We start from the raw sequence: 20,763 nt of genomic DNA, 5'->3' as shown, positions 1-20,763 counted from the left end.
AAGACCATTTGGTATTAATTGTGGCAACCCAAACAAGATATTTTGTAGAAAACCTGAGTCAATTGTTTTGGCTCAGGTTTTTGTGTCAGATCAACTTTCTGCATTTTCCAGCAACGCTATGGCGCTTTTCTCCCGCCCAAGGGCTTCCACGCTGCGGGTGTTTTTGCATACATTGAGATGCTCTCGATGTCATACAGGTTATTTGTAGGGGTACAGCAATGCCGTGCGCGTGTATTCTATGCAAGTAAGAATCGCGATATCTGTATTAATCTGTGTGCAGCTGTGGTTCTAAATATCTTTTTATGGCTTTTGCAACAAGTCTACTGTGATTAAAGGAAAATTTTGCATCTTCGGAAGTTCCGAGGATGCAATTAGGAAGAGTTTTTTAAGACTCCCACAAGTTTATACGGAGTTATATGCAATCCGTGCAGAAGTTGTGAGAACTATCGTAGACGCGCAGCGGCGTGCCGCAGGCTACTGCCAAGCGCTTACCTGAAAGGAGCGCTTAGCGCGTATCTGTATATCGTACATAGACGCCTTAAACGCGCAGCGCGTAGGCTAGAACGCGAAGAATTCCTAGAGTTTATGTAAGTCCTAAAGCAATTTACTCCGCAGAATTCCCGACTTGGTATGAAGCAACTCTAAAGCACTGCTTCCGTATTTCCCGAGTTACCGATTCAGTGCCTTATGCGCTATTCATATTTTTAGAAAATTTTGTACAGTAGTTTTATGGTCACAGAAAAAAGCAGGACTAGAGTTAGTCCCGCAATTGAACTTCAAAGACGTAATCAGATTGCCCAAACCCACAGCAAATTAGTTCATAAAATTGTGCATCGTTGGGTAAAGAAATGTAACGAAAGCTACGAAGACTTATATCAAATAGGGTTTCTTGGACTTCTTAAAGCCGTTGAGCGCTTTGAGTCAGAACTTGGACATGCTTTTAGTTCTTTCGCCGTTCCTTATATCCAAGGTGAAATTCAGCACTACTTGCGGGATAATGCATCACAGTTAAAAATTCCTCGTTCTTCAATAGAAAAGCTAAGTAAGATCAGGCGGTTAAGAAAGCAATTTATCGCTTTAGGAAGACAGGTTAATGAAGTCGATGTAGCTGCTAAACTCGGAATCAGCGCTCAAGAGTGGGAATCCCTAAAACTTACCGTTTCGCGGCGCTTAACTGTAAGCTGGGATGAGCTACCTTATGAACCTCTGATTGAAGATTCGGAAGCAATAACCCAAGAGGAATCAACTCAGCTGCTTTATGAAGCGATCGCAAAACTTCATCCTAAGCATAGGCTTGTGATTCGAGAGCGCTATCTTCTGAATAAAGAAGTCGTTGAAGTCGCTAAATTGTTAAAAATTTCAACCGCAGAAACTCAAGCATTAATACAGGAAGCAATTTTTATTTTGAACTCATCATTAAGTGCGCTTTATGGAAGTTCTTTTGGTTGAAATTGATAGAAAGCTACTCAGAAGAGACGGTGGAACACAACCAAGAGAGAAACTGGATCCAGAACATATTGAAGATTTGGTTCGCGACTGGAAAAAGGGCGCTCGGTTTGAACCTGCTTTAGTTTACTATGATGGTGAGTCTTACTGGTTAACAGATGGATATCACCGCGATGCTGCCCTCTCAGAGTTGGGTGAGCCTAAAATTCTTGTTGAGATTTGCTCCGGAACGCTTGAGGATGCTAAATGGCATAGTTACTCGGTGAATCAGCATAAAGCTTTGAAGCGAAGTAATGCTGATAAGCAGCGAGCAATCATAGGAGCGCTCAAACATCCTTATGCTGTAAGCAAGAGTAACGTACAAATAGCTGAACATTGCGGTGTGGATGAGGGAACTATTCGTGGTTGGCGAAAAAAGCTTGAGGATAATGGTGAAATTGAACTCTGTCACACACGTATGGTTACCCGCAACGGGAAAACCTACAGCCAAAACACCATTAATATTGGTAGTAGCAGACATAATCAACACCAACAGCAGAAGTTTAAGGTAAATTGTCCAGAGTTACCTTATCACGGACAAATTGTAGAAGTTGTTGAAGTCAAGACAGGTGATTGTTATCAATGTCGCACTGCAAGTGGTGATATTTATCCATTCTTTAAATCTGAACTTGGCGACGTGAATTCTTCTGCTACTCCTACTCCTACTCCTTCTCTTACTATTGCAAAGCAACCATCTGCAAGAGAAAAACTCGTTGCGTTAGTGGTTCGCTTACCAGAGGAGTGTTTAGAGGATGCGATCGCTCTTCTTAAAGAAAGGTTTGATGTTCAAACCGTGGACAATAAACCTTAATTTTTTTCAGTTTCAAGAGATTCTTATCTCTAGCTAAATGTTTGTCATACTGCCAAGATGCAGTTCAGCTAATTAATGAAATCTAGAAAAGATTGTTTGTCATTTCGCATGGCAAACATTTTTTATGGGAACTATAAAGGTATTAATTATCAATTCACAAATCTATGAGCAAGTTCAAATTGATAATGCAAGCTGGGGTTAGTATCGCCGTTCTTGGTTTTTGTATGCTGCAATTACTCTCCAATCCTAAAAGTGAAGCGCTTTATTGGGGAGGTGTTACAAGTACGATCGCTTATTGGTTACCATCTCCGACTGAATCTAAAGATGACAAATGATTTCTATTTACTTCTAACGGACTTGAATGGGACTATTCGGACAATTAAGTTAAACCTACAAAAATACATAATTGGTAGGAATTCTAGTTGTGATATCTGTATAAATGCAAATTTTATATCAAGATTTCACTGTACATTAATACTTCAGGAAACTGCTGAAGGTTATTGTTACACCCTTTGGGATGGAATTCCCCTAAGAAATGCAAGTACTGGAGGAACTTTTTTAAATGGAAACAGAATAGATAAACCAACTCGATTAAAAACAGGAGACATAATTAATTTTGCGAAAAATCAAAATGTCCCCTGTATTCAATTTGTCGTAGAACAACCAACCAGTCACGAAGAAACTTTGGGGTTTGAATTCAATGAAGCGGAAGCTTGATAAGCTTTACTCGGAAAGCGAAGTTACCTATAAGGGAACTATATTTTTAGCTGTTACTATTAGTAGCATAGCTGTTGGTATCCACCAAATTTTGATAGAAATGAATGTGCATCTCCATCTTCCTAAAATTGGAAATTTGGATTTTATCACTTTGTTTGGGTTAGCTGTTTCAGGCATCAGTGGTGTATTTGCATTTCAACAGATAAAGCTTGCTGACATTGGAATTAGAGATGTTAGACAGCACGCTATTAAAGATGAGATTCTGAGGGAAATTGATGAGGGAAAAATACTAACTGATCGATTGTCAGAAAGATTAAGATTGACTGCTGATAGTCTTGCAGAAAAACACGGAATGATAGAGAGAGAAGTTTATTCTCTCAGGCTACAATTGGAAAAACACGCAGATTTGGATCTACATATAGGAGCACAAAAAAGGCTTTCTTTTATGGAAGATAAATTGTATGAAATTGGTGCAGCTGTCAAGCTTTTAACTAAATCTGACGAAACTCTCTATCGGATATCTAGATTAGAACAAGGTTTGAAACATTTAAATGTTGATGAGGAGTGAAGATGGTTTGTTCTGAACTTGGAAGAAAAATGATTCGTTATATGAAATCAAAAGGGTGGAGAATTCGTCCTTTGAATATTGTTTACTTAGAAGATGCAAACGCCGATACTTGGCAACCAACACAAGGGAAATTGGACGAGTGGGATGATGTTCGTATTGTGATATCGGATATTGGTGAGGTATTGCTTTCTTGTGAAGCGACTTGTGAACCTGGTGCTTACTATACCTACAACCGGATGAATCCAAAAGGCGCTTTTAGGATTGCTAATGATGTTCAATTCCTTGATGCGTGGGAATTTGGATACCACTACAGGCAATCAGCGCTTGTGCAGTGTGGGACAATTATCGGGTTTCGTGACGCTAATGAAGATGGTATTCGAGTAGGCGATACAAAAGTCCAAGGGGATGACTTTTATGTCAATCAACATACCACAGGAGATTCTGAGGATGCTTCTGCACCAGATAAAGTGGGAAGGTGGTCCGCTGGGTGTTTGGTTGGTCGTTATGCATCAACTCACTATGGAAAATTTCTCCCTTTATGTCGCCAAATGGGTTTGGATAAATTTGATACTGCTATCATACCCTCTGACCGATTCGCTCAATTCTCTTAACTCTCAAATATAGCAATCCTCCGCAGATTTGTGAAAATCGCGTATGCTCAGATTCCCGACTTCTTTAAGAAGTCGGGAATCTTGTTGTTCAGAATGATTTAGGATTGCTATAACTCCTTTTAGTTTTGTTATTAAGATAAGTGTTAAGACGCGGGATTCTCCAAAACCATTTTTTATCTGACTACATTCACCAATAGGGACGCTTTATTCTTGTTTTTGGGCTTTTTTTTATTAAAAATCGTCGCATTAAGTCAGAATTATTGTCTGGATTAAGACATTGAATAAGTATAAAAAAAGCTAAATTCTTCATTATTTTTAATGAAAGTATTGAAAATTAAAAAAATATTTTGAGATATTATTAATCCATTAATTATTAGTTTCATAACAATAATTTTGCATTGAAAGGATATTGTTCCTCTCGTTATTTGTATAGGGGTCAGTGAAATTCACTTATGCATTTATTCAACAGGACATAAGTCAATACGGTTCAGTTAAGACATTTATTGTTGAGACACTACTAGGAGACGCCTTGGTGAACTTCAACATCTGGAGTTCAAATATAGATAAAATAGCTTGAGGATTGGGAATTCGGAAGGGGGGCATGGAGTGGCTCATGATGAACGTGTAGAAAACGCAGAACAGATTCATCCAAGCGACTTTTCATGGTCGTTTTGGCCTGTTGTGCCAATCTATCCATATGGCAAGCGGCGGACAATCCGCAAAGAAGTAGTAAAAGATACAGTCTGGACTTTTGACCAACTCCAGGGCATATTCTACGTTGTCGTGCCTGTTCGCATGACCGTTGTTAAGTTACAAAGTGGCGGACTCCTGGTCTATGCGCCTGTTGCACCAACAAGAGAGTGTATCCGTTTGGTCATGGAATTGGTGGAACAACACGGCAACGTCAAGTACATCATCCTCCCAACTATCTCCGGCATAGAACACAAAGTTTTCGTTGGTCCGTTTGCCAGATACTTTGCCAACGCACAGGTGTTTGTAGCTCCCAATCAGTGGAGTTTTCCGCTGAATCTGCCACTCAGTTGGCTTGGCTTACCCTCTAAACGCACTTTATTACTCCCAGAAGACAGCAGCCAAACCCCCTTTGCCGAGGAGTTTGATTATGCGATCCTAGGTCCGATTGAGCTTGGACCAGGTCGGTTTGAAGAAGTTGCATTTTTTCATAGGCGATCGCACACTCTGCTGGTAACAGACTCAGTGGTTTCTGTACCAGAAGAACCGCCGGCGATCGTCCAATTAGATCCATACCCCTTGCTGTTTCATGCTAAAGACAACGCGTCTGATATAGTTGAGGATAATCAAGCAAATCGCCGTAAGGGATGGCAGCGCATCTCCCTGTTTGCTTTGTACTTCCAACCAAGCGTGCTAAAAATACCCACATGGAGTGAGGTGTTTGGCAACGCCCTCAAAGCCCCAGAACGCAGCAAGAAAGCCTATTTCGGGTTATTTCCCTTCAAATGGAACTTAGACTGGAAGCGGTCATTCGATGCACTGCGAGGAAATGGTCGTCTGTTTGTAGCACCAATTTTACAAACTCTCATTCTCAACCGCGCACCTAGGGAAACCATCGAGTGGGCTGATAAAGTCACGAGTTGGGACTTTCAGTGGATTATTCCCTGTCATTTCGACTCACCAATTCAAGCACAGCCGCATCAATTTCGACAAGCATTTTCCTTTCTTGAAAAGCAGCCTGCTATCAGTGCGGGTTTGTTCAACAGTAGCAGTTATCCTTTACCGCAGGAGGATTTTAAATTACTTAGGGTAATTGATAAAGGTTTAAACAAGTTTGGCATTGTGCCGCCTGCGAAAGAGAAGGTGTAGCAGAAACGGCAAAGGGGTGAGAAACTGTAATTTTTTTGAATATAAAACCACAGATGGACACAGATGGACACAGATAAATTATATTATGTCCGATTAAATAACCTTACTAAGTTTGTAGTGAGGACTTTAGTCCTCTTGGACAAAACAAGGACTGAAGTCCTTACTACATATAAGTTTTATTACGGCTCATTTGCCGGACTTGATATTATCTGCGTCCATCTGCTATAGGCTGCGGTTCCAAATAGCCCTAAATCAGATATTTGTAACAAATTTACTCAACCTTTTCCAAACACACCACCGCATTATAATCCGGCACTCCTTCACTGGAACGCTTACTTCTATCTAACAGTACATTGCCTTCTGGCCAATGCACCTGCAAATTTCCCGGCTTAATCGGTGCTGTGTAAACTCTGCCTTGAAAACTACCGAGTTCATTTTTCAGAATCACCGCATCACCATCCTTAACTCCCAGGTGCTTGGCATCTTCCTGATTTATAAGTACCGCCTCGCGCATTGCGCCAGTAATTGCATCCTTGCGCTCTTGTACCATACTATTAAATTGTTTGCCCCGGCGCGTGGCTACTAGGAAATAGCCCTCCGGTAATTCTCGTTCTTGACGAGATACGACTGCAAAATGTGCTTTACCATCTGGTGTGGGGAAATTCCAGCCAAAGCACAGATGTGATCCACTGTACTGAAACTGGTCACCCGCTTCCTTTAAGTGTTGAATTCCAGCGTATTGCGGGACAACTTGGGCAATCTCTTGGCGTAAAGCAGCGGTATCAGCAAAATGTAGAGACGCGCCATGGCGCGTCTCTACAACGCGCCTTGCCAATTCCAGAAACACCTCCCACTCTGGACGCGCTTCCCCAATGCGTGAACCAGCAATTTCTGGACTGAAAATGATCCGGCGTTCGGTGCTGGTTTCTGTGACTCCTCCTGGTATTTCGTAGCGAGTCGTCGCAGGTAACAACACGACAGTATCTGCCCCTTCCACAAGCATTTGGCTAGAAAGGACTATATCCATATGCACTCGCAGTGGAACCCTCTTTAAAGCATCTTCTACATAATCAGGTTCTGGCAAAACTTCCAAGAAATTCCCACCCACGGAGAACAAAACATCTAACTGCCTTTCATATGCTGCATGAATCATCTCTGGAGCAATTAAACCTTTACTTGTCGGCACTTCAAAGCCCCAAAGCTTGCTCAACTGGGTAGCATTTTCTGGGGTAATCGGTTTGCCACCAGGAAAGACTGTAGCGTAACATCCCATCTCTGCGCCACCCTGCACCCCAGAGTGACCACGAATTGGCATCAAACCGCAACCTTCGCGACCAACAAAACCTTTGGTGAGAGCTAGGTTGATGATTGCTCTGACATTATCTTCGCCGCACTCATGCTGGGTAATGCCCATACTCCAAACAAAGACAGCTTTATTTGCTTCTCCAACCATCTTGGCAAAAGTGTACATTTCATCGCGGGAAGCACCCGAAAGCTTTTCTAACTCTTCCCAAGATTGCGTTTCCAGGAAGGTTTTGAGTTCATCAAATCCAGCAGTGTAGCGATTAATAAACGACTGATCTACCCAGTTGTTGGCAATCATATGCTTGATTGTACCATTCAAGAATGCCATGTCCCCGCCCATGTTTACCAAAAAGAAATCTTCAGCAAACTTGGTGCCAAACAAAGCACTTTCCACAATTGAGGGTACCCAGTAGCGCTCCATTCCTGGTTCCCGATAAGTGTTGATCACGACTATCCTTGTACCTGCTTTCTTGGCGTAGTGCAGATACTTAACAGTGACAGGTTGATTATTAGCTACGTTTGAACCAATGAAGACTAATAAATCTGTGCCAATCCAATCTTTATAAGAGCAGGTGGTCGCAGCTGCACCGATCGCACCTTTAAGACCAGCAGTACTAGGAGAATGACAGATACGGGCGGCGTTGTCAATGTTGTTGCTTCCCATCGCCCGCACAGCTTTTTGAGTGGCGTAGTATGTTTCGTTGACGGTGCCCCGGCTGGTAATATAGAAGCTGAGGCGGTTTGGCGTGGTGGCGCGGATGCGACTGGCAATAACTTGCAAAGCTTCATCCCAACTGACTCGACGAAAGCCTTTTTCTTTATGTTGGCGGATCATTGGGTAAGGAAGCCGTCCGAACTCCCGTAATTCGGCACTAGTTTTTCTTTGCAACTGGGAGACATCCGCCAAAATAGTAGGATCAAAAGCGGACATTGTGTTCATCTGCAAAAGCCGCAACCGCACATTGCAGACATGAATTCCTTCTACTGTCCAATCTTTCATCCCGGTTGTCCCCAAAGCACAGCCATCACACACACCTTTGTTCAGGATGTTCCACGCATAAGGTAATTTGTGACGAGATAGCCAAATGGCACGAAAAACTTCCCAGTAGTTATTTGGGTATTGCTCTCCAATTCCAAAGGGCTTCCAACTTGCCCAGTTTGAGGGTGTCCAATGCTTTTTGGGTTTAGGCAACATAGTTTTGTGTTCTTGTTAACAATTTGACAATCTATCTAAATATATATATATTGAGATTGTAAATTTAGATTAAGCTATTTTTCTAATACTCATGTTTATACAGAGTAAGATAACTCTTAATGTTTTATTTCTAAATAGGTATAGACAAAGTTATTATCATTAGTTTTTGAACAACAGCTTTGTAAACATAAACTGAATCTTATACTGCTCTAAATTTTGGAATTTACAACAATTAAAGCACAAAGCCCTACGCCTTCGGCGGGAATGAATGCGAAGGCAACTTGAGTTGCTGTCTTAAAAATCGCCTAGGTGATTTATTAGAATAATGTATGGTCAAGATGCGCGGAGGAGAGTAAAGCCATCGGACTCCCTGTGAGTTTAGAATCCCACCGCCTTTTAGGCGTGGGAGTGTCAAAGATATAACAATCCTATTTGATTGGTGAAAATTATTTTGGCTACGAACTACGAACGACAGCACTCAGTAACCACAGAATTTGCTTGTGATCCAGAACCTCTTGATTCTCCTTTTTACATTGCACGTCCCTCAATTGAAGAACAAATTTATCAAGAACTCACCAGAACCGGGAGCGTTATTCGCATACAATCTCCTCATAAAACAGGGAAAACTTCTTTGGTACTGCGTTTGCTGGATTATGCCAAGCAATCTGGTTTCTCTACAGTATATATAGATTTTCAGCAAGCAGAGGCAGCAGTTTGTACTTGCTTGGAGAAATTTTTGCGTTGGTTTTGTGGTTATGTCAGCCGCCAGTTAGACTTAACACCAATGCTAGATAACTATTGGGATGAGGATACTGGCAGTAAGGTGAGTTGTACAATTTATTTTGAAAATTATTTGCTGAAAAATTTAAATACTCCTTTAGTTTTAATTTTAAATGATGTGGATCAGATTTTTGAATATTCCACAATTACCCAAGAATTTTTCTCTTTGCTGCGCTCATGGCATGAACAAGCAAAACAAAATGTACTTTGGCAAAAACTTCGGTTAGTTGTTGTTCACTCTACAGAAGTTTATACTGATCTCAATATTAATCAATCTCCTTTTAATGTCGGAGTAGCAATTAAATTACCTGAGTTTAGTTTAGAGCAAATTCAGGAATTAGCCCAGCGTTACGGACTCAATTGGACAGGTGACGTAGGGCAAAAAAATGCCCAAGCACTACAAGCAATGGTGGGAGGCTATCCCTATTTAGTAAGATTGGCTATTTATCACCTTGCTAACTTCCGTGAAAAAAGTTTACACCAGCTATTAAATGAAGCCTCCACAATGGCTGGAATTTATAGCGTTTACTTGCGCAGACAATTAGCAAGTTTACAGGACAATCCTGAATTGATAACAACATTTAAACAGGTGCTTTCTGCTGGTATTCATGTGGAATTAGACCCCATACTAGCATTTAAGCTAGAAGGTATGGGTTTGATAAAATTGCAGGGTTATCAATACATCGTAGCTTGTGAGTTGTATCGGCAGTATTTTACTGTTCACATTCTTAAGGAACAGAATGAGCCGGAAAAAATTGAGCAGTTGCAAAGACAAGTTCAAGAGTTACAGCGCTTGTCTTATACTGATGAACTGACTCAACTTGCTAATCAACGCTACTTTGACATCTACCTAGAACAACAATGGCAAAGATTAACAGAAGAAAAAAGTCCTTTGTCATTGATTTTGTTGGAAATTGATTATTTTAAAATTTACAATAATACTCATGGTCAGAAAGCTGCAGATGAATGTGTACAACTTATTGCTAAGGTTATTAGTAATGTTATAAGCAGCCATGATTCGCATCAAGGATTGCCAGTTTGTTATAAAGAGGCAGAATTTGCAGCTATTTTGCCCGATACAACAGCCGATTCGGCTTTTAAAATTGCTGAACTGATCCGCAAACAAGTCAAAAAATTAGGTCTTGCTCATCAAGAGACACTTTATGGTCTTCCAGCACCTGTGGTTACTGTCAGTTTAGCAATTGCTTGCACAATTCCCCAAAAGAAAAACTCTTCAAGCGTTCTCGTAAATGCTGTTTCTGAAACACTTGAGCAGTCAGTACTTGTAAAGCGCGATCGCACTTATATCAGCAAAACTTTAAATTATGGATTCCGTAATAATAGGTAGAAGGTGAGCCGTGGTGCTTCAGCGCCATCACAAGCCTATGATTGAGCCATGAGTAACTAATGACATACAGATATCAAGTAGGTGGAAGTCTTGGAATTGATACTCCAAGCTATGTAAAACGCAAAGCTGATGAGGAACTATATCAAGCATTAAAAGCGGGTGAGTTTTGTTATGTCCTCAACACTCGGCAAATGGGCAAATCCTCAATCATGGTGAGGACTCGTCATCTGCTACAACAACAAGGATACCGCTGTACGACTGTAGATGTGTCCTGTGTAGGCGGCGAAAATATCACGCCACTCCAGTGGTACAAAGGCGTTGTGAGTGAATTGTGGCGGGGGTTTAGCTTATTAGAAAAAGTGAATTTAAAATCCTGGTGGCGCGACGAACAAGGTATCTCGCTGCTTCAGCTTGTGAATCGTTTTATTGAAGATATCTTGTTAATTCAGTTTCCCCAAGATAATATTGTTATATTTATTGATGAAATTGATAGTATTCTCAGCTTAGATTTTGCCGTTGATGATTTCTTTGCCCTCATACGGTCTTGCTACAATCGCAGAGCTATCAATCCACACTACAATCGCCTCACGTTTGCAATTTTTGGAGTCGCCACACCCAGCGATTTAATTGCAGATAAAAATCGTACACCTTTTAATATTGGTACAGGGATAGAACTACACGGATTTCAATTAGATGAAGCACAGCCGCTCATTCAGGGATTAAAGGACACAGTTAGTAACCCGGAAGCTATTCTCAAAGAAATATTAGCTTGGACAGGTGGACAACCATTTCTCACTCAGAAGCTTTGTCAACTTTGCCTAAATTCCTCAAACAAAGCAATCAAGAGTTCGATCAACGAAATTAATACTCTGCCTAATACTGCAAGCAATGAGGAATATTGGCTCAACCAGTTGGTGCATAAACACATCATTGATAACTGGGAATCGCAGGATGAACCACAGCATTTGCGGACGATAAGCAACCGGATTCTGAGAAATGAAAAACGTGCTGCGAGAATACTCGGTATTTATCAGAGTCTTTTGCAAGGTGTGTTCGTCAAAGCCGATGACTCGCGTCAGCAAATCGAACTGTTGTTATCAGGTTTGGTGGTGAAAAACCAGGGTTATTTGCAGGTGACAAACCGCATTTATCAGGAAGTTTTTAACACCAAATGGGTGGAAAAACAATTCAGAAACCTGCGTCCCTACTCCCAAACCTTTGATGCTTGGGTTGCCTCAAAACAAACTGATGAATCGCGACTACTGCGCGGACTTGCCTTAAGAGATGCCCAAGCTTGGGTGCAGGGCAAAAGTCTGACTGACTTGGATTATCAGTTTCTTACCGCCAGTCAAGAATTAGAGAAACGCGAAACCCAAAAAGCTTTGGAAGCTGAAAAACAAGCGGCTTTGCTCTTAGCTCAAGCTAATTACACTTTAACGGTAGCGCAACAAAAAGCCCAACAAACCATCAAACAAGCGAAGCTTGGGTTAGGCATAACTTCAGTAGTAGCGTTCTGTCTATTAGGAATCGCAGGATTGTTGGCGCAGCAAGCAGCATCTCAAAAACAACGGGCAACGGAATACGAAATCACTGCCTTAGTAAACCATTCAGAAGCATTGTTTAACACAAATCATAAGCTAGATGCCTTAATAGCAAGTCTGAAAGCTAGCATCAAACTTAAACAAACTCCTCAAGTCTGGGCTAATACCAAACTTCGGGCGAAGGTAGAGACGAGACTCCAACAAACCCTCTACTGGGTAAGAGAACACAATCGTTTAGAAGGACATGATGGAGTCGTCAGGAGTGTCAGGTTTAACCCGGATGGTAAAATCATAGCTAGTGCCAGTCGGGATAACACCATCAAACTTTGGCGTCTGGATGGCACAATAATGCAAACTCTTGTCGGGCATAATGATGAAGTCACCAGCTTAGCTTGGAGTCCCGACGGTAAAATGATAGCCAGTGCCAGTCGGGACAAGACCATTAAACTCTGGCGTCTTGATGGTACAATAGTGCAAACTCTTGTCGGGCATAATGATGAAGTCACCAGTGTAGCTTGGAGTCCCGACGGCAAGATAATTGTAAGTGGCTGTGTTGACAATACAGTCAAACTTTGGAGTCTTGAAAACAAAGCGTCTGGGCAGGAGTTTGGCACAAGAGTGCAAACGCTCAAAGGACATGGCGGATGGGTTACTAGTGTAGCTTGGAGTCCTGACGGCAAAATGATTGCTAGCGCCAGTCGGGACAGAACTGTCAAACTTTGGAGTCGCGAGGGTAAAGAACTACAAACTCTCAAAGGACATAACCACACAGTTATGAGTGTTAGTTTCAGTCCTGATAATGATATCTTGGCGACTGCTAGTTGGGACAAAACAATTAGACTTTGGAGTCGAAAGAATCAAACTAGCTTTAAAACCCGTCCTGATAAAATCCTCCAAGGGCATGACAAAGGAATTATCAGTGTCAGTTTCAGCCCTGACGGAAAAATTGCTACTGCCAGTGCAGATAATACGGTGAAACTTTGGAGTCGAGATGGCAGAGAAATTCAGACCTTCAAAGGGCATAATGACCAGGTGATGAGCGTGAGTTTTAGCCCTGATAGCAAAACTCTTGTGACTGGATCTCAGGATAAAACGGTTAGGCTTTGGAATCTAGAGGGTAAGTATCTCAACGTTTTGTCGGTGCATAAGGACTGGGTGATGAGCGTTAGTTTTAGTCCAGATGGCAAAGCCCTCGCCACTGCCTCTCAAGACAAAACAGCTAAACTTGTATCGCCTGACGGTTTAGCTGTTAAAATCCTTAAGGGACATACTCATGTAGTCAACAGTGTAGCTTGGAGTCCTGACGGTAAAACGGTTGCTACTGCTAGTTGGGATGGAACAGTTAAGCTCTGGAGTCAAGATGGGCAACAACTGCAGACGCTTAAAGGACACAAGGGTGGGGTACTAAGTGTCAGCTTTAGTCCGGATGGCAAAATGATCGCGACAGGTTCTCAGGACAAAACCGTGAAATTGTGGAGTCGGGATGGGCAAGAGTTGCTCACGCTCAAAGGGCATAGCGATCGCATTTGGAGCGTCGCTTGGAGTCCTGATAGCAAGTTAGTTGCCTCTGCCAGTCCTGACAATACTGTTAAAATATGGAACCTTAATGGTACCGTATTGCACACGCTGCGAGGACATGACAATCAAGTGATGAGTGTCGCTTGGAGTCCAAATGGCAAAATGATCGCGACAGCTTCTCGCGACAAAACCGTGAAACTGTGGAGTCGGGATGGGCAAGAGTTGCTCACGCTCAAAGGGCATGGCGATTCGGTTTGGAGTGTCGCTTGGAGCCCTGATAGCAAGTTAGTTGCCTCAGCTAGTGCTGACGACACTGTTAAATTATGGAACCTTAATGGTACCGAAGCGCAAACGCTGATTGGACATAACTTTCAAGTAAGGGCAGTCAGCTTCAGCCGTAACGGGCTTGTGCTTGCCTCATCTGATACTACCGGAAAAGTGATTTTGTGGAACTTGGAGCGAGATTTGCAGCGCGAGGCTTTGGTGGCGTATGGTTGTGATTGGGTGCGCGATTATCTACGGACGAATGCAGAGGTCACAGAGGAAGATAGGCATCTGTGTGATAAGTATCGCTGATAAGAGTGTGTCCAATTTTTCTTAGAACCTAAAGAAAATCCAAAGAAAAAATAGCTATTGTTCTGTCTTCGGGGAGACATACGCTAGTCTGGGCATAGCCACTATAAGAGACGGAAGTCTTGAGGAAAAATTATGACTGCCACTCTATCTACACCAGGTTTTATCGAGTCCCAGCTCGGCAAAGAAGCAGAAGACTTGCTCACCTATAAGGCAAAAGTTTCCAAGGATTTGCTACATCTACCAGGACCCGACTTTGTGGATCGAGTCTGGTTGAATAGCGATCGCAATCCCCAAGTTTTGCGCAATCTCCAAACACTTTACTCTACCGGACGGCTGGCAAATACTGGGTATTTATCTATTCTCCCTGTAGACCAAGGGATTGAACACTCAGCGGGTGCGTCTTTTGCACCCAACCCCATTTACTTTGACCCAGAAAATATTGTCAAGCTGGCAATAGCAGCCGAGTGCAACGCTGTTGCTACGACTTTAGGAGTCTTGGGTTCAGTTTCGCGTAAATATGCCCACAAAATCCCTTTCATAGTCAAACTCAACCACAACGAACTGCTGACTTACCCCAATCAATTTGACCAGGTTTTGTTTGCCGATGTCGAACAAGCTTGGAACTTGGGTGCTGCTGCGGTGGGTGCGACAATTTATTTTGGCTCAGAACAGTCCACCCGGCAAATTCAGGAAATCAGCCAAGCCTTCAAACACGCTCATGAACTGGGGCTGACGACTATTCTTTGGTGCTATTTGCGTAACAACGCTTTCAAACAAGACAAAGACTATCACCTTGCAGGTGACCTTACGGGACAGGCGAATCATCTTGGTGTAACAATTGAAGCAGACATCATCAAACAAAAATTGCCTGAGATTAACAACGGCTACGGAGCAGTAGCCAAAGCGACTGGTCACAGTTACGGTAAAACCAATGAGCGGGTTTATACAGACCTAACAACAGACCACCCAATTGATTTAACTCGTTACCAAGTACTCAATTGCTACTGTGGACGTGCAGGGTTGATTAACTCTGGTGGGGCGTCAGGAAAAAATGACTTTGCAGAAGCCATTCGCACTGCTGTAATTAACAAACGTGCTGGTGGAACAGGATTAATTTCTGGGCGCAAAACATTCCAGCGTCCTTTTGAGGAAGGAGTGAAGCTGTTCCACGCGATTCAAGATGTTTACTTGTCTAGTGAGGTCACAATAGCTTAAGCGGCGTTGCTGAATTTAGGGATGATTCTTGTGGGGTAGGCATCCTGCCTGCCCAAAAAATTCAAGGGACGGGCAAGATGCCCCGAAGTTCTGAGCCTTCACCCGGTGGGAGCTAACGCGGTTTGGAGGAGACCGATCCTCAGACTTCTCTCCATCCCACAAAAACACAAAATTCATCCTGCAAATATGCAACGTCGCCTAAGCTGATCCCCAAACTCCACCCCTCAGTAGGGGCGCAGAGCATGCTGTGCCCCTACAAGCTACATGTATTGCACTCAATTGAAAACACCTATAGAATCTATCAAGGAACTTGAAGACGCATTAGTTGCACATTGCCAAGTCTTGCTAAAACATAAAGGTTTTATAGCTGTCGCCATAAAGGTTAGGACAGATTTAATGGCTGAAACGACCACGTACTAGTAATAAACCTTCTGCCCACCCTTCGGGAAGAGCTTCGCCCTACAGCATAGCAGCATAGCTGCCTTTTGCCATATCAGTAGATTAACCTGTTACCACTGGTGGCCGAAGACTGCCATATACGATAACTAATTACCCGGATTTCATATAACGTATATTTCCCGATATTTTCACCAATAGGAGATTACTGGAGGTTATCAACAAAAACTGGGGACAAGTGGGGACAGTGGGGACAATTTTTCAACCTTCCCTAGTGAAAAAGAGACGTTACTATATAAGCTGAGCTTATTTTATAAAATTATTTTATACTATGGCGGTTCAAACGATGACTCTATTACTAAAGAAGCGTCCCCATTGTCCCTAGGAAAGGACGAAATTATTGAGACACAAAGCAAAGAGGGTGGGGACAACTGGGGACAAGTTGTCCCCGCTTCTAAGCTTGAAGTTGGTGAAAGTATTGATAGCAGGTCATTAGAGAGTGTCGCCGCTTCTGTCCCCAGTTGTCCCCAAGCGATCGCCCCAAGAAAGCAGTCGTCATATTGCCAGCTATTAGATATGATGATGAGCGCGTAGCGCGATATTCACGTAGCCAGGGGAGTGTCAATTGGGTATATTGGGGAGTTTAATTAAAACACTTCTTGAAACGATAAGCAACAGATAATGCTAGTCTCACGTCTGCATAGATTTTTTACTGCTTCGATAGACAAACCATCTGCTTCTGAACACTTTAGAACCTCTACATCAGTTATATTTTGGTTTGGTCTGAGCCTATCGTTTGCAATTTTTTATGGTATTTTAGGGCTTCTGAAAGCTGTCAGACATGAATACGCTGTCCAGGATGATGCGCGGGAGTATGTGTTTTGGATGCAGCGGTTTATAGATCCAGAACTACTGCCTCATGATTTGATTGCAGATTACTTTAAATCCATCACACCGCCTGGATTTGCTACTGTTTACCAGTTGATGGCAAGTCTAGATATTAATCCACTTTTACTCAGTAAAATCTTACCAATCGTATTGAGCTTGATTGCCACCGCCTACTGTTTTGGCGTTTCCCTCCAGATTTTTCCAGTGCCCATGGCTGGATTTATCGCTACATTCCTCCTAAATCAAAGCCTTTGGTTCCAAGATGACTTGGTTTCTGCCACACCTAGATCTTTTGTATATCCATTGTTTTTAGCATTTTTGTACTATATGCTACGTAGATCTTGGCTAGCTGTGTGCGTAACACTCGTTCTGCAAGGGCTTATTTATCCTGTACTTATATTTATTTCAGAAGGAATTTTGTTCCTACGGTTATGGGACTGGAAGCGTTGTACACCCCGGCTTAAGCACAAGCAGAGTAGCTTATTGTTGTGTGTAGCTGTCTTGGGGCTAGGCTTTCTCGCAATGCTGCCCTATGCCTTAGCTTCCTCTGAGTTTAATCCACTTGTCACCGCTACACAAGCCAAAGCAATGCCGGAGTTCTGGCCGGGAGGACGACATCCTTTTTTTGACGACAACTCTTGGAAGTTTTGGCTAATTGGACAACATAGTGGTATACTACCGCCGTTATTACCTCCTTTGATTTGGGTTGGGTTGTTCTTGCCAATAGTGCTGCAAAATTTGTCTTGCTTCCCATTGGTTAAGCAGGTCAAAAGTGAGGTTACAGTTTTATCTCAAATCGTGTTGGTATCCTTATGTCTATTTTTTGCTGCTCATGCTTTGCTACTAAAACTGTTTTTTCCTACCCGATATACAGGTCATACTTTGCGAATTGTTATGGCGCTTGCTGCTGGAATAATGTTGACCCTAATACTGGATGCACTGTTTCGGGCTTGTGAGCAAATGACAGAATCCAGTCTCCGAAGAAAAAGATTCTGGATATTAGTATTAATGGTAACATTAGGAGCGACGCTCGTGCTGTTCCCTAATTTTTCAAAAGCGTTTCCAAGAACGAATTATAGAGTGTCTAACGAGTCAGCTTTGTATAAATTTTTTCAGAGGCAACCTAAAAACATTCTTATTGCTACCCTGTCTGATGAAGCAAATAATATCCCGACGTTTGCGCAACGATCTATTTTAATCGGTAAAGAATACGCACTTCCCTTCCATCTAGGCTACTACCGCCAGATTCACCAACGAAGTATCGATTTGATTCATGCTCAGTACAGTCAGGACTTATTAGCAGCACAACAGTTGATTCAGAAGTATGGGATAACTTTCTGGTTGTTGGATCGCGTAGCGTTTACACCTGATTATTTAAGCGGCAAAAGCTGGCTTAGAAGTTTTCAGCCAGCGTTTACAGAGGCTTTAACCAGCTTGGAACAGGGAACAGTTCCGGCACTAGTAATGCTAACAAAACGCTGTTCTGTGTTCGAGACTAAGAGTATGGTTGTGCTGGAAGCAGACTGTATTACTCATGCACTACAGCAATAACTACCAATTCTTGTGATTGTCATAGTGATAAGCTTTCACCTACCCAGCGGAATCGCGAGGCGTAACTTTCTGCACGGCTGCTAATTTCACCCCTCGATGGCAAATTTGCCTTCTAATCGTTCTGGTAAACCAAGAGCAGAAGCATATGGAAATCCAACGACTGCATCTTCAGCAAATAAATTTACCCAAGCTTGAACATCCTTTCCAATCAGTGCGAGATGATCAGCAAAAACTTAAGCAGCCGTATATTGCTCTTTTGTTTCACCTAGAAATTGCATCGCTTTTTGTTGCAGTTGTTTTATTTGTGCAGGTGAAATTTCTAACTCTGAATAGACCAAACTAAAAAACATCTGATCGCCCAAAGTAGTCACGCCGGCCATACGATCGCAATCAATGTGCGAATTTTAACTATTGATGTTGCTCATGTTTTTTGAGAGACTGCTTAGGATAGAATAACTTTTTGGACAAAAGTTAGAGCAAACTGCTGTAACTGGTTTAATAAAAGGATGAGTGGGTCTAGTTTGCTTGTCTACCCACTTTATACAGCAGTTTGGGGTTCGCTACTTTCCCTTGCTAATTTCCCTATATGGAGACTTTACGTCATGGCAGAACTTGATCATGGTACACTCACCGATACCACCTGGCCCAGTCTGCCCGTTACAGAATGGCAAGATACGTATGCAACACTACATATGTGGACTCAGATTATCGGCAAGATTCGGCTGGTGCTGGCTGCCAAACTTAACCATTGGTGGCACTCTACTCTGTATGTAACACCGCGTGGTCTAACAACCTCTTCAATTCCCTACGGAACACGCACCTTTGAGATTAGCTTTGACTTTCTGGAACACCATCTACAAATCCAGACCAATGATGGCATCACTCGAAGAATCGCGCTTGTTTCTCGCTCCGTAGCAGACTTTTACCAGAATGTTATGAATGTACTAGGCGAGATTGGCATTTCCGTTCGGATTTGGACAATGCCGCAAGAAGTCGCACAGCCAATCCCCTTTGAGCAAGATTACAAACATGCAACTTACGATCCAGAGTATGCACAGCGGTTATGGCGTATTCTTGTGCAAGTAGACCGGGTGATGACAGAATTCCGCTCGCGTTTTCTTGGTAAATCCAGCCCCGTGCATTTTTTTTGGGGCAGCTTTGACCTTGCCGTGACCCGTTTTTCTGGGCATCGCGCCCCAGAGCATCCGGGTGGGGTTCCTAATATGGCGGATTGGGTAACGCGAGAGGCTTACTCGCATCAGGTAAGCAGCTGTGGCTTCTGGCCTGGTGGCGGGGCAGTGGAAGAACCTGTTTTTTACTCCTACGCCTACCCTGAACCGGAGGGATTCCGAGTCTACCCCGTCCACCCAAAGGAGGCGTTCTACAATTTGCAGATGCAAGAGTTCATCCTGCCGTATGAAGCAGTGCGACGGGCTGATGATCCGGATGCAGTACTGCTCGCCTTTTTGCAAAGCACTTACGATGCAGCTGCTAAGCGAGGAAATTGGGACCAAGCAGCGTTGGAACGCACCTCAATCTGACCGACAATCGAAGGGCGCAAGCCCCTAAATTCATTTATGGGGATAAGCCCGTAGGGGATTTTAATCCCCGTCTAATTTTTGCGCCCACTGCTCGATAAGTTCACTAACACTCACTCCCTGTTTTTTGGCATATATCTGCAATTTCATCCAAGAACTCGGAGTGATTATGATATTATGCCTAGTTTTTAACTCATTGTAAAACACTGGTTGATTTTTTATTCTTTTTTTTCCTTTACCTGTTGCCATTTTCAGTAAGTGTGGATATACTAGCCATAAGTTAACAAATAAGAGGAGGTGGTTCAAGAGTGTTGGTATTGGAGTACAAAGCGGTAGTCAAGAAGTCGCAAGCAACAGCAATAAATGAAGCTATTCGTACAAGTCAGTTTGTGCGAAACAAGGTGCTGAGATACTGGATGGACAACCGTGGTGTAGGCAAAAAAGAACTGTACCAATACAACACTCGATTGCGCGCAGAATTTGAATTTGTCAAAAACCTAAACAGCCATGCAACTCAAGCATCCGTTGAGAATGTAGAGCGAGCTATTTCACGGTTTTTCGACAATTGTAAAAAGAATAAGCCGGGTAAAAAGGGCTATCCACGTTTTAAAAAGGATGCTCGTTGTGTTGAGTACAAAACCTCAGGATGGAAGCTGCACCCAACCAAGCGTCGGATTACCTTCTTAGACAAAAAAGGTATTGGTACCTTGCGGCTTTTGGGTAAGTGGGATATCCATACATATCCAATTGAGTTAATTAAACGAGTTCGGATTGTGCGTAGGGCTGATGGCTACTATGTTCAATTCTGCGTAAAAGTGGATATAACTCCTGAGCCGAGAATCGCGGATGGGGAGATTGGCTTAGATGTCGGTTTGGAATAC

The 20,763-nt window shown here is 42.7% G+C and carries 17 protein-coding genes; 15 read left to right on the top strand and 2 right to left on the bottom strand.

What is annotated here, in order from left to right; genetic code table 11:
• Positions 1 to 729: 729 nt before the first annotated feature.
• The 7 genes from ACM0OZ_RS31710 to ACM0OZ_RS31680 all read left to right on the top strand — a co-directional run bounded on the left by ACM0OZ_RS31710 (position 730) and on the right by ACM0OZ_RS31680 (position 6,031).
• On the top strand, positions 730 to 1,449 hold the full coding sequence (locus tag ACM0OZ_RS31710; protein WP_414586807.1) for a sigma-70 family RNA polymerase sigma factor: 720 nt from the start codon (positions 730 to 732) through the stop codon (positions 1,447 to 1,449).
• The gene (locus tag ACM0OZ_RS31705; protein ID WP_414586806.1) at positions 1,430 to 2,296 is read left to right on the top strand and encodes a hypothetical protein; all 867 of its coding nucleotides are present in this window, start codon (positions 1,430 to 1,432) and stop codon (positions 2,294 to 2,296) included. The genes ACM0OZ_RS31710 and ACM0OZ_RS31705 overlap by 20 nt, the downstream gene beginning before the upstream one ends.
• Positions 2,297 to 2,460: 164 nt before the next feature.
• Positions 2,461 to 2,631: a hypothetical protein gene (locus ACM0OZ_RS31700; protein ID WP_414586805.1), complete on the top strand. Its 171-nt coding sequence runs from the start codon at positions 2,461 to 2,463 to the stop codon at positions 2,629 to 2,631.
• Complete coding sequence (locus tag ACM0OZ_RS31695; RefSeq protein ID WP_414586804.1) at positions 2,621 to 3,013, top strand: FHA domain-containing protein; 393 nt, start codon at positions 2,621 to 2,623, stop codon at positions 3,011 to 3,013. Before ACM0OZ_RS31700 ends, ACM0OZ_RS31695 begins: the two co-directional genes overlap by 11 nt.
• Positions 2,997 to 3,581 (top strand): hypothetical protein, encoded by a 585-nt coding sequence (locus tag ACM0OZ_RS31690; protein WP_414586803.1) that lies wholly within the window; start codon positions 2,997 to 2,999, stop codon positions 3,579 to 3,581. Before ACM0OZ_RS31695 ends, ACM0OZ_RS31690 begins: the two co-directional genes overlap by 17 nt.
• Before the next feature lie 41 nt (positions 3,582 to 3,622).
• Positions 3,623 to 4,192, top strand: coding sequence for a hypothetical protein (locus tag ACM0OZ_RS31685; protein ID WP_414586801.1), 570 nt, complete (start codon positions 3,623 to 3,625; stop codon positions 4,190 to 4,192).
• Between the two features lie 606 nt (positions 4,193 to 4,798).
• Complete coding sequence (locus ACM0OZ_RS31680) at positions 4,799 to 6,031, top strand: DUF4336 domain-containing protein (protein WP_414586800.1); 1,233 nt, start codon at positions 4,799 to 4,801, stop codon at positions 6,029 to 6,031.
• Between the two features lie 271 nt (positions 6,032 to 6,302).
• Here ACM0OZ_RS31680 and ACM0OZ_RS31675 read toward each other — a convergent pair whose 3' ends face one another.
• Positions 6,303 to 8,531 (bottom strand): FdhF/YdeP family oxidoreductase, encoded by a 2,229-nt coding sequence (locus ACM0OZ_RS31675; protein ID WP_414586799.1) that lies wholly within the window; start codon positions 8,529 to 8,531, stop codon positions 6,303 to 6,305.
• Between the two features lie 451 nt (positions 8,532 to 8,982).
• On the opposite strand from ACM0OZ_RS31675, the gene ACM0OZ_RS31670 reads away from it, so the two are divergent.
• From ACM0OZ_RS31670 to ACM0OZ_RS31640, 7 genes are all read left to right on the top strand, one after another.
• Positions 8,983 to 10,659, top strand: a complete 1,677-nt coding sequence (locus tag ACM0OZ_RS31670; protein WP_414586798.1) for an AAA-like domain-containing protein — start codon at positions 8,983 to 8,985, stop codon at positions 10,657 to 10,659.
• 59 nt (positions 10,660 to 10,718) lie between these two features.
• A complete protein-coding gene (locus tag ACM0OZ_RS31665) occupies positions 10,719 to 14,294 on the top strand; it encodes an AAA-like domain-containing protein (RefSeq protein WP_414586797.1) in 3,576 nt (1,191 codons plus the stop codon).
• A gap of 132 nt (positions 14,295 to 14,426) precedes the next feature.
• The gene (locus ACM0OZ_RS31660; protein ID WP_414586796.1) at positions 14,427 to 15,509 is read left to right on the top strand and encodes a class I fructose-bisphosphate aldolase; all 1,083 of its coding nucleotides are present in this window, start codon (positions 14,427 to 14,429) and stop codon (positions 15,507 to 15,509) included.
• Positions 15,510 to 16,280: 771 nt separating this feature from the next.
• Positions 16,281 to 16,499 (top strand): hypothetical protein, encoded by a 219-nt coding sequence (locus ACM0OZ_RS31655; RefSeq protein WP_414586795.1) that lies wholly within the window; start codon positions 16,281 to 16,283, stop codon positions 16,497 to 16,499.
• Positions 16,500 to 16,586: 87 nt separating this feature from the next.
• Entirely contained in the window at positions 16,587 to 18,344 is a 1,758-nt protein-coding gene (locus ACM0OZ_RS31650; protein WP_414586794.1) for a hypothetical protein, read from the top strand.
• Positions 18,345 to 18,489: 145 nt separating this feature from the next.
• Positions 18,490 to 18,687: a hypothetical protein gene (locus ACM0OZ_RS31645; protein WP_414586793.1), complete on the top strand. Its 198-nt coding sequence runs from the start codon at positions 18,490 to 18,492 to the stop codon at positions 18,685 to 18,687.
• Positions 18,688 to 18,946: 259 nt separating this feature from the next.
• Entirely contained in the window at positions 18,947 to 19,885 is a 939-nt protein-coding gene (locus ACM0OZ_RS31640; RefSeq protein WP_414586792.1) for a DUF5996 family protein, read from the top strand.
• A 60-nt stretch (positions 19,886 to 19,945) separates the two neighbouring features.
• On the opposite strand, the gene ACM0OZ_RS31635 is transcribed toward ACM0OZ_RS31640, so the two are convergent.
• A complete protein-coding gene (locus ACM0OZ_RS31635) occupies positions 19,946 to 20,131 on the bottom strand; it encodes a hypothetical protein (RefSeq protein ID WP_414586167.1) in 186 nt (61 codons plus the stop codon).
• Positions 20,132 to 20,190: 59 nt separating this feature from the next.
• On the opposite strand from ACM0OZ_RS31635, the gene ACM0OZ_RS31630 reads away from it, so the two are divergent.
• A partial coding sequence (locus tag ACM0OZ_RS31630) for an RNA-guided endonuclease InsQ/TnpB family protein (protein WP_414586791.1) occupies positions 20,191 to 20,763 on the top strand: 573 nt, incomplete at its 3' end.

Source organism: Scytonema sp. PCC 10023 (assembly GCF_963920835.1).
Lineage (GTDB): Bacteria > Cyanobacteriota > Cyanobacteriia > Cyanobacteriales > Nostocaceae > Kalymmatonema.
Note: the sequence above shows the minus strand (reverse complement) of the source record. Positions and strands in the feature narration are given on the sequence as shown.

Coding starts and splice junctions, on each gene's coding strand:
- ACM0OZ_RS31685 (WP_414586801.1), top strand. CDS start 3,623: ATGAAATCAAAAGGGTGGAGAATTCGTCCTTTGAATATTGTTTACTTA.
- ACM0OZ_RS31640 (WP_414586792.1), top strand. CDS start 18,947: ATGGCAGAACTTGATCATGGTACACTCACCGATACCACCTGGCCCAGT.
- ACM0OZ_RS31675 (WP_414586799.1), bottom strand. CDS start 8,531: ATGTTGCCTAAACCCAAAAAGCATTGGACACCCTCAAACTGGGCAAGT.
- ACM0OZ_RS31635 (WP_414586167.1), bottom strand. CDS start 20,131: ATGGCAACAGGTAAAGGAAAAAAAAGAATAAAAAATCAACCAGTGTTT.
- ACM0OZ_RS31695 (WP_414586804.1), top strand. CDS start 2,621: ATGACAAATGATTTCTATTTACTTCTAACGGACTTGAATGGGACTATT.
- ACM0OZ_RS31660 (WP_414586796.1), top strand. CDS start 14,427: ATGACTGCCACTCTATCTACACCAGGTTTTATCGAGTCCCAGCTCGGC.
- ACM0OZ_RS31665 (WP_414586797.1), top strand. CDS start 10,719: ATGACATACAGATATCAAGTAGGTGGAAGTCTTGGAATTGATACTCCA.
- ACM0OZ_RS31690 (WP_414586803.1), top strand. CDS start 2,997: ATGAAGCGGAAGCTTGATAAGCTTTACTCGGAAAGCGAAGTTACCTAT.
- ACM0OZ_RS31705 (WP_414586806.1), top strand. CDS start 1,430: ATGGAAGTTCTTTTGGTTGAAATTGATAGAAAGCTACTCAGAAGAGAC.
- ACM0OZ_RS31700 (WP_414586805.1), top strand. CDS start 2,461: ATGAGCAAGTTCAAATTGATAATGCAAGCTGGGGTTAGTATCGCCGTT.
- ACM0OZ_RS31645 (WP_414586793.1), top strand. CDS start 18,490: ATGGAAATCCAACGACTGCATCTTCAGCAAATAAATTTACCCAAGCTT.
- ACM0OZ_RS31710 (WP_414586807.1), top strand. CDS start 730: ATGGTCACAGAAAAAAGCAGGACTAGAGTTAGTCCCGCAATTGAACTT.
- ACM0OZ_RS31650 (WP_414586794.1), top strand. CDS start 16,587: ATGCTAGTCTCACGTCTGCATAGATTTTTTACTGCTTCGATAGACAAA.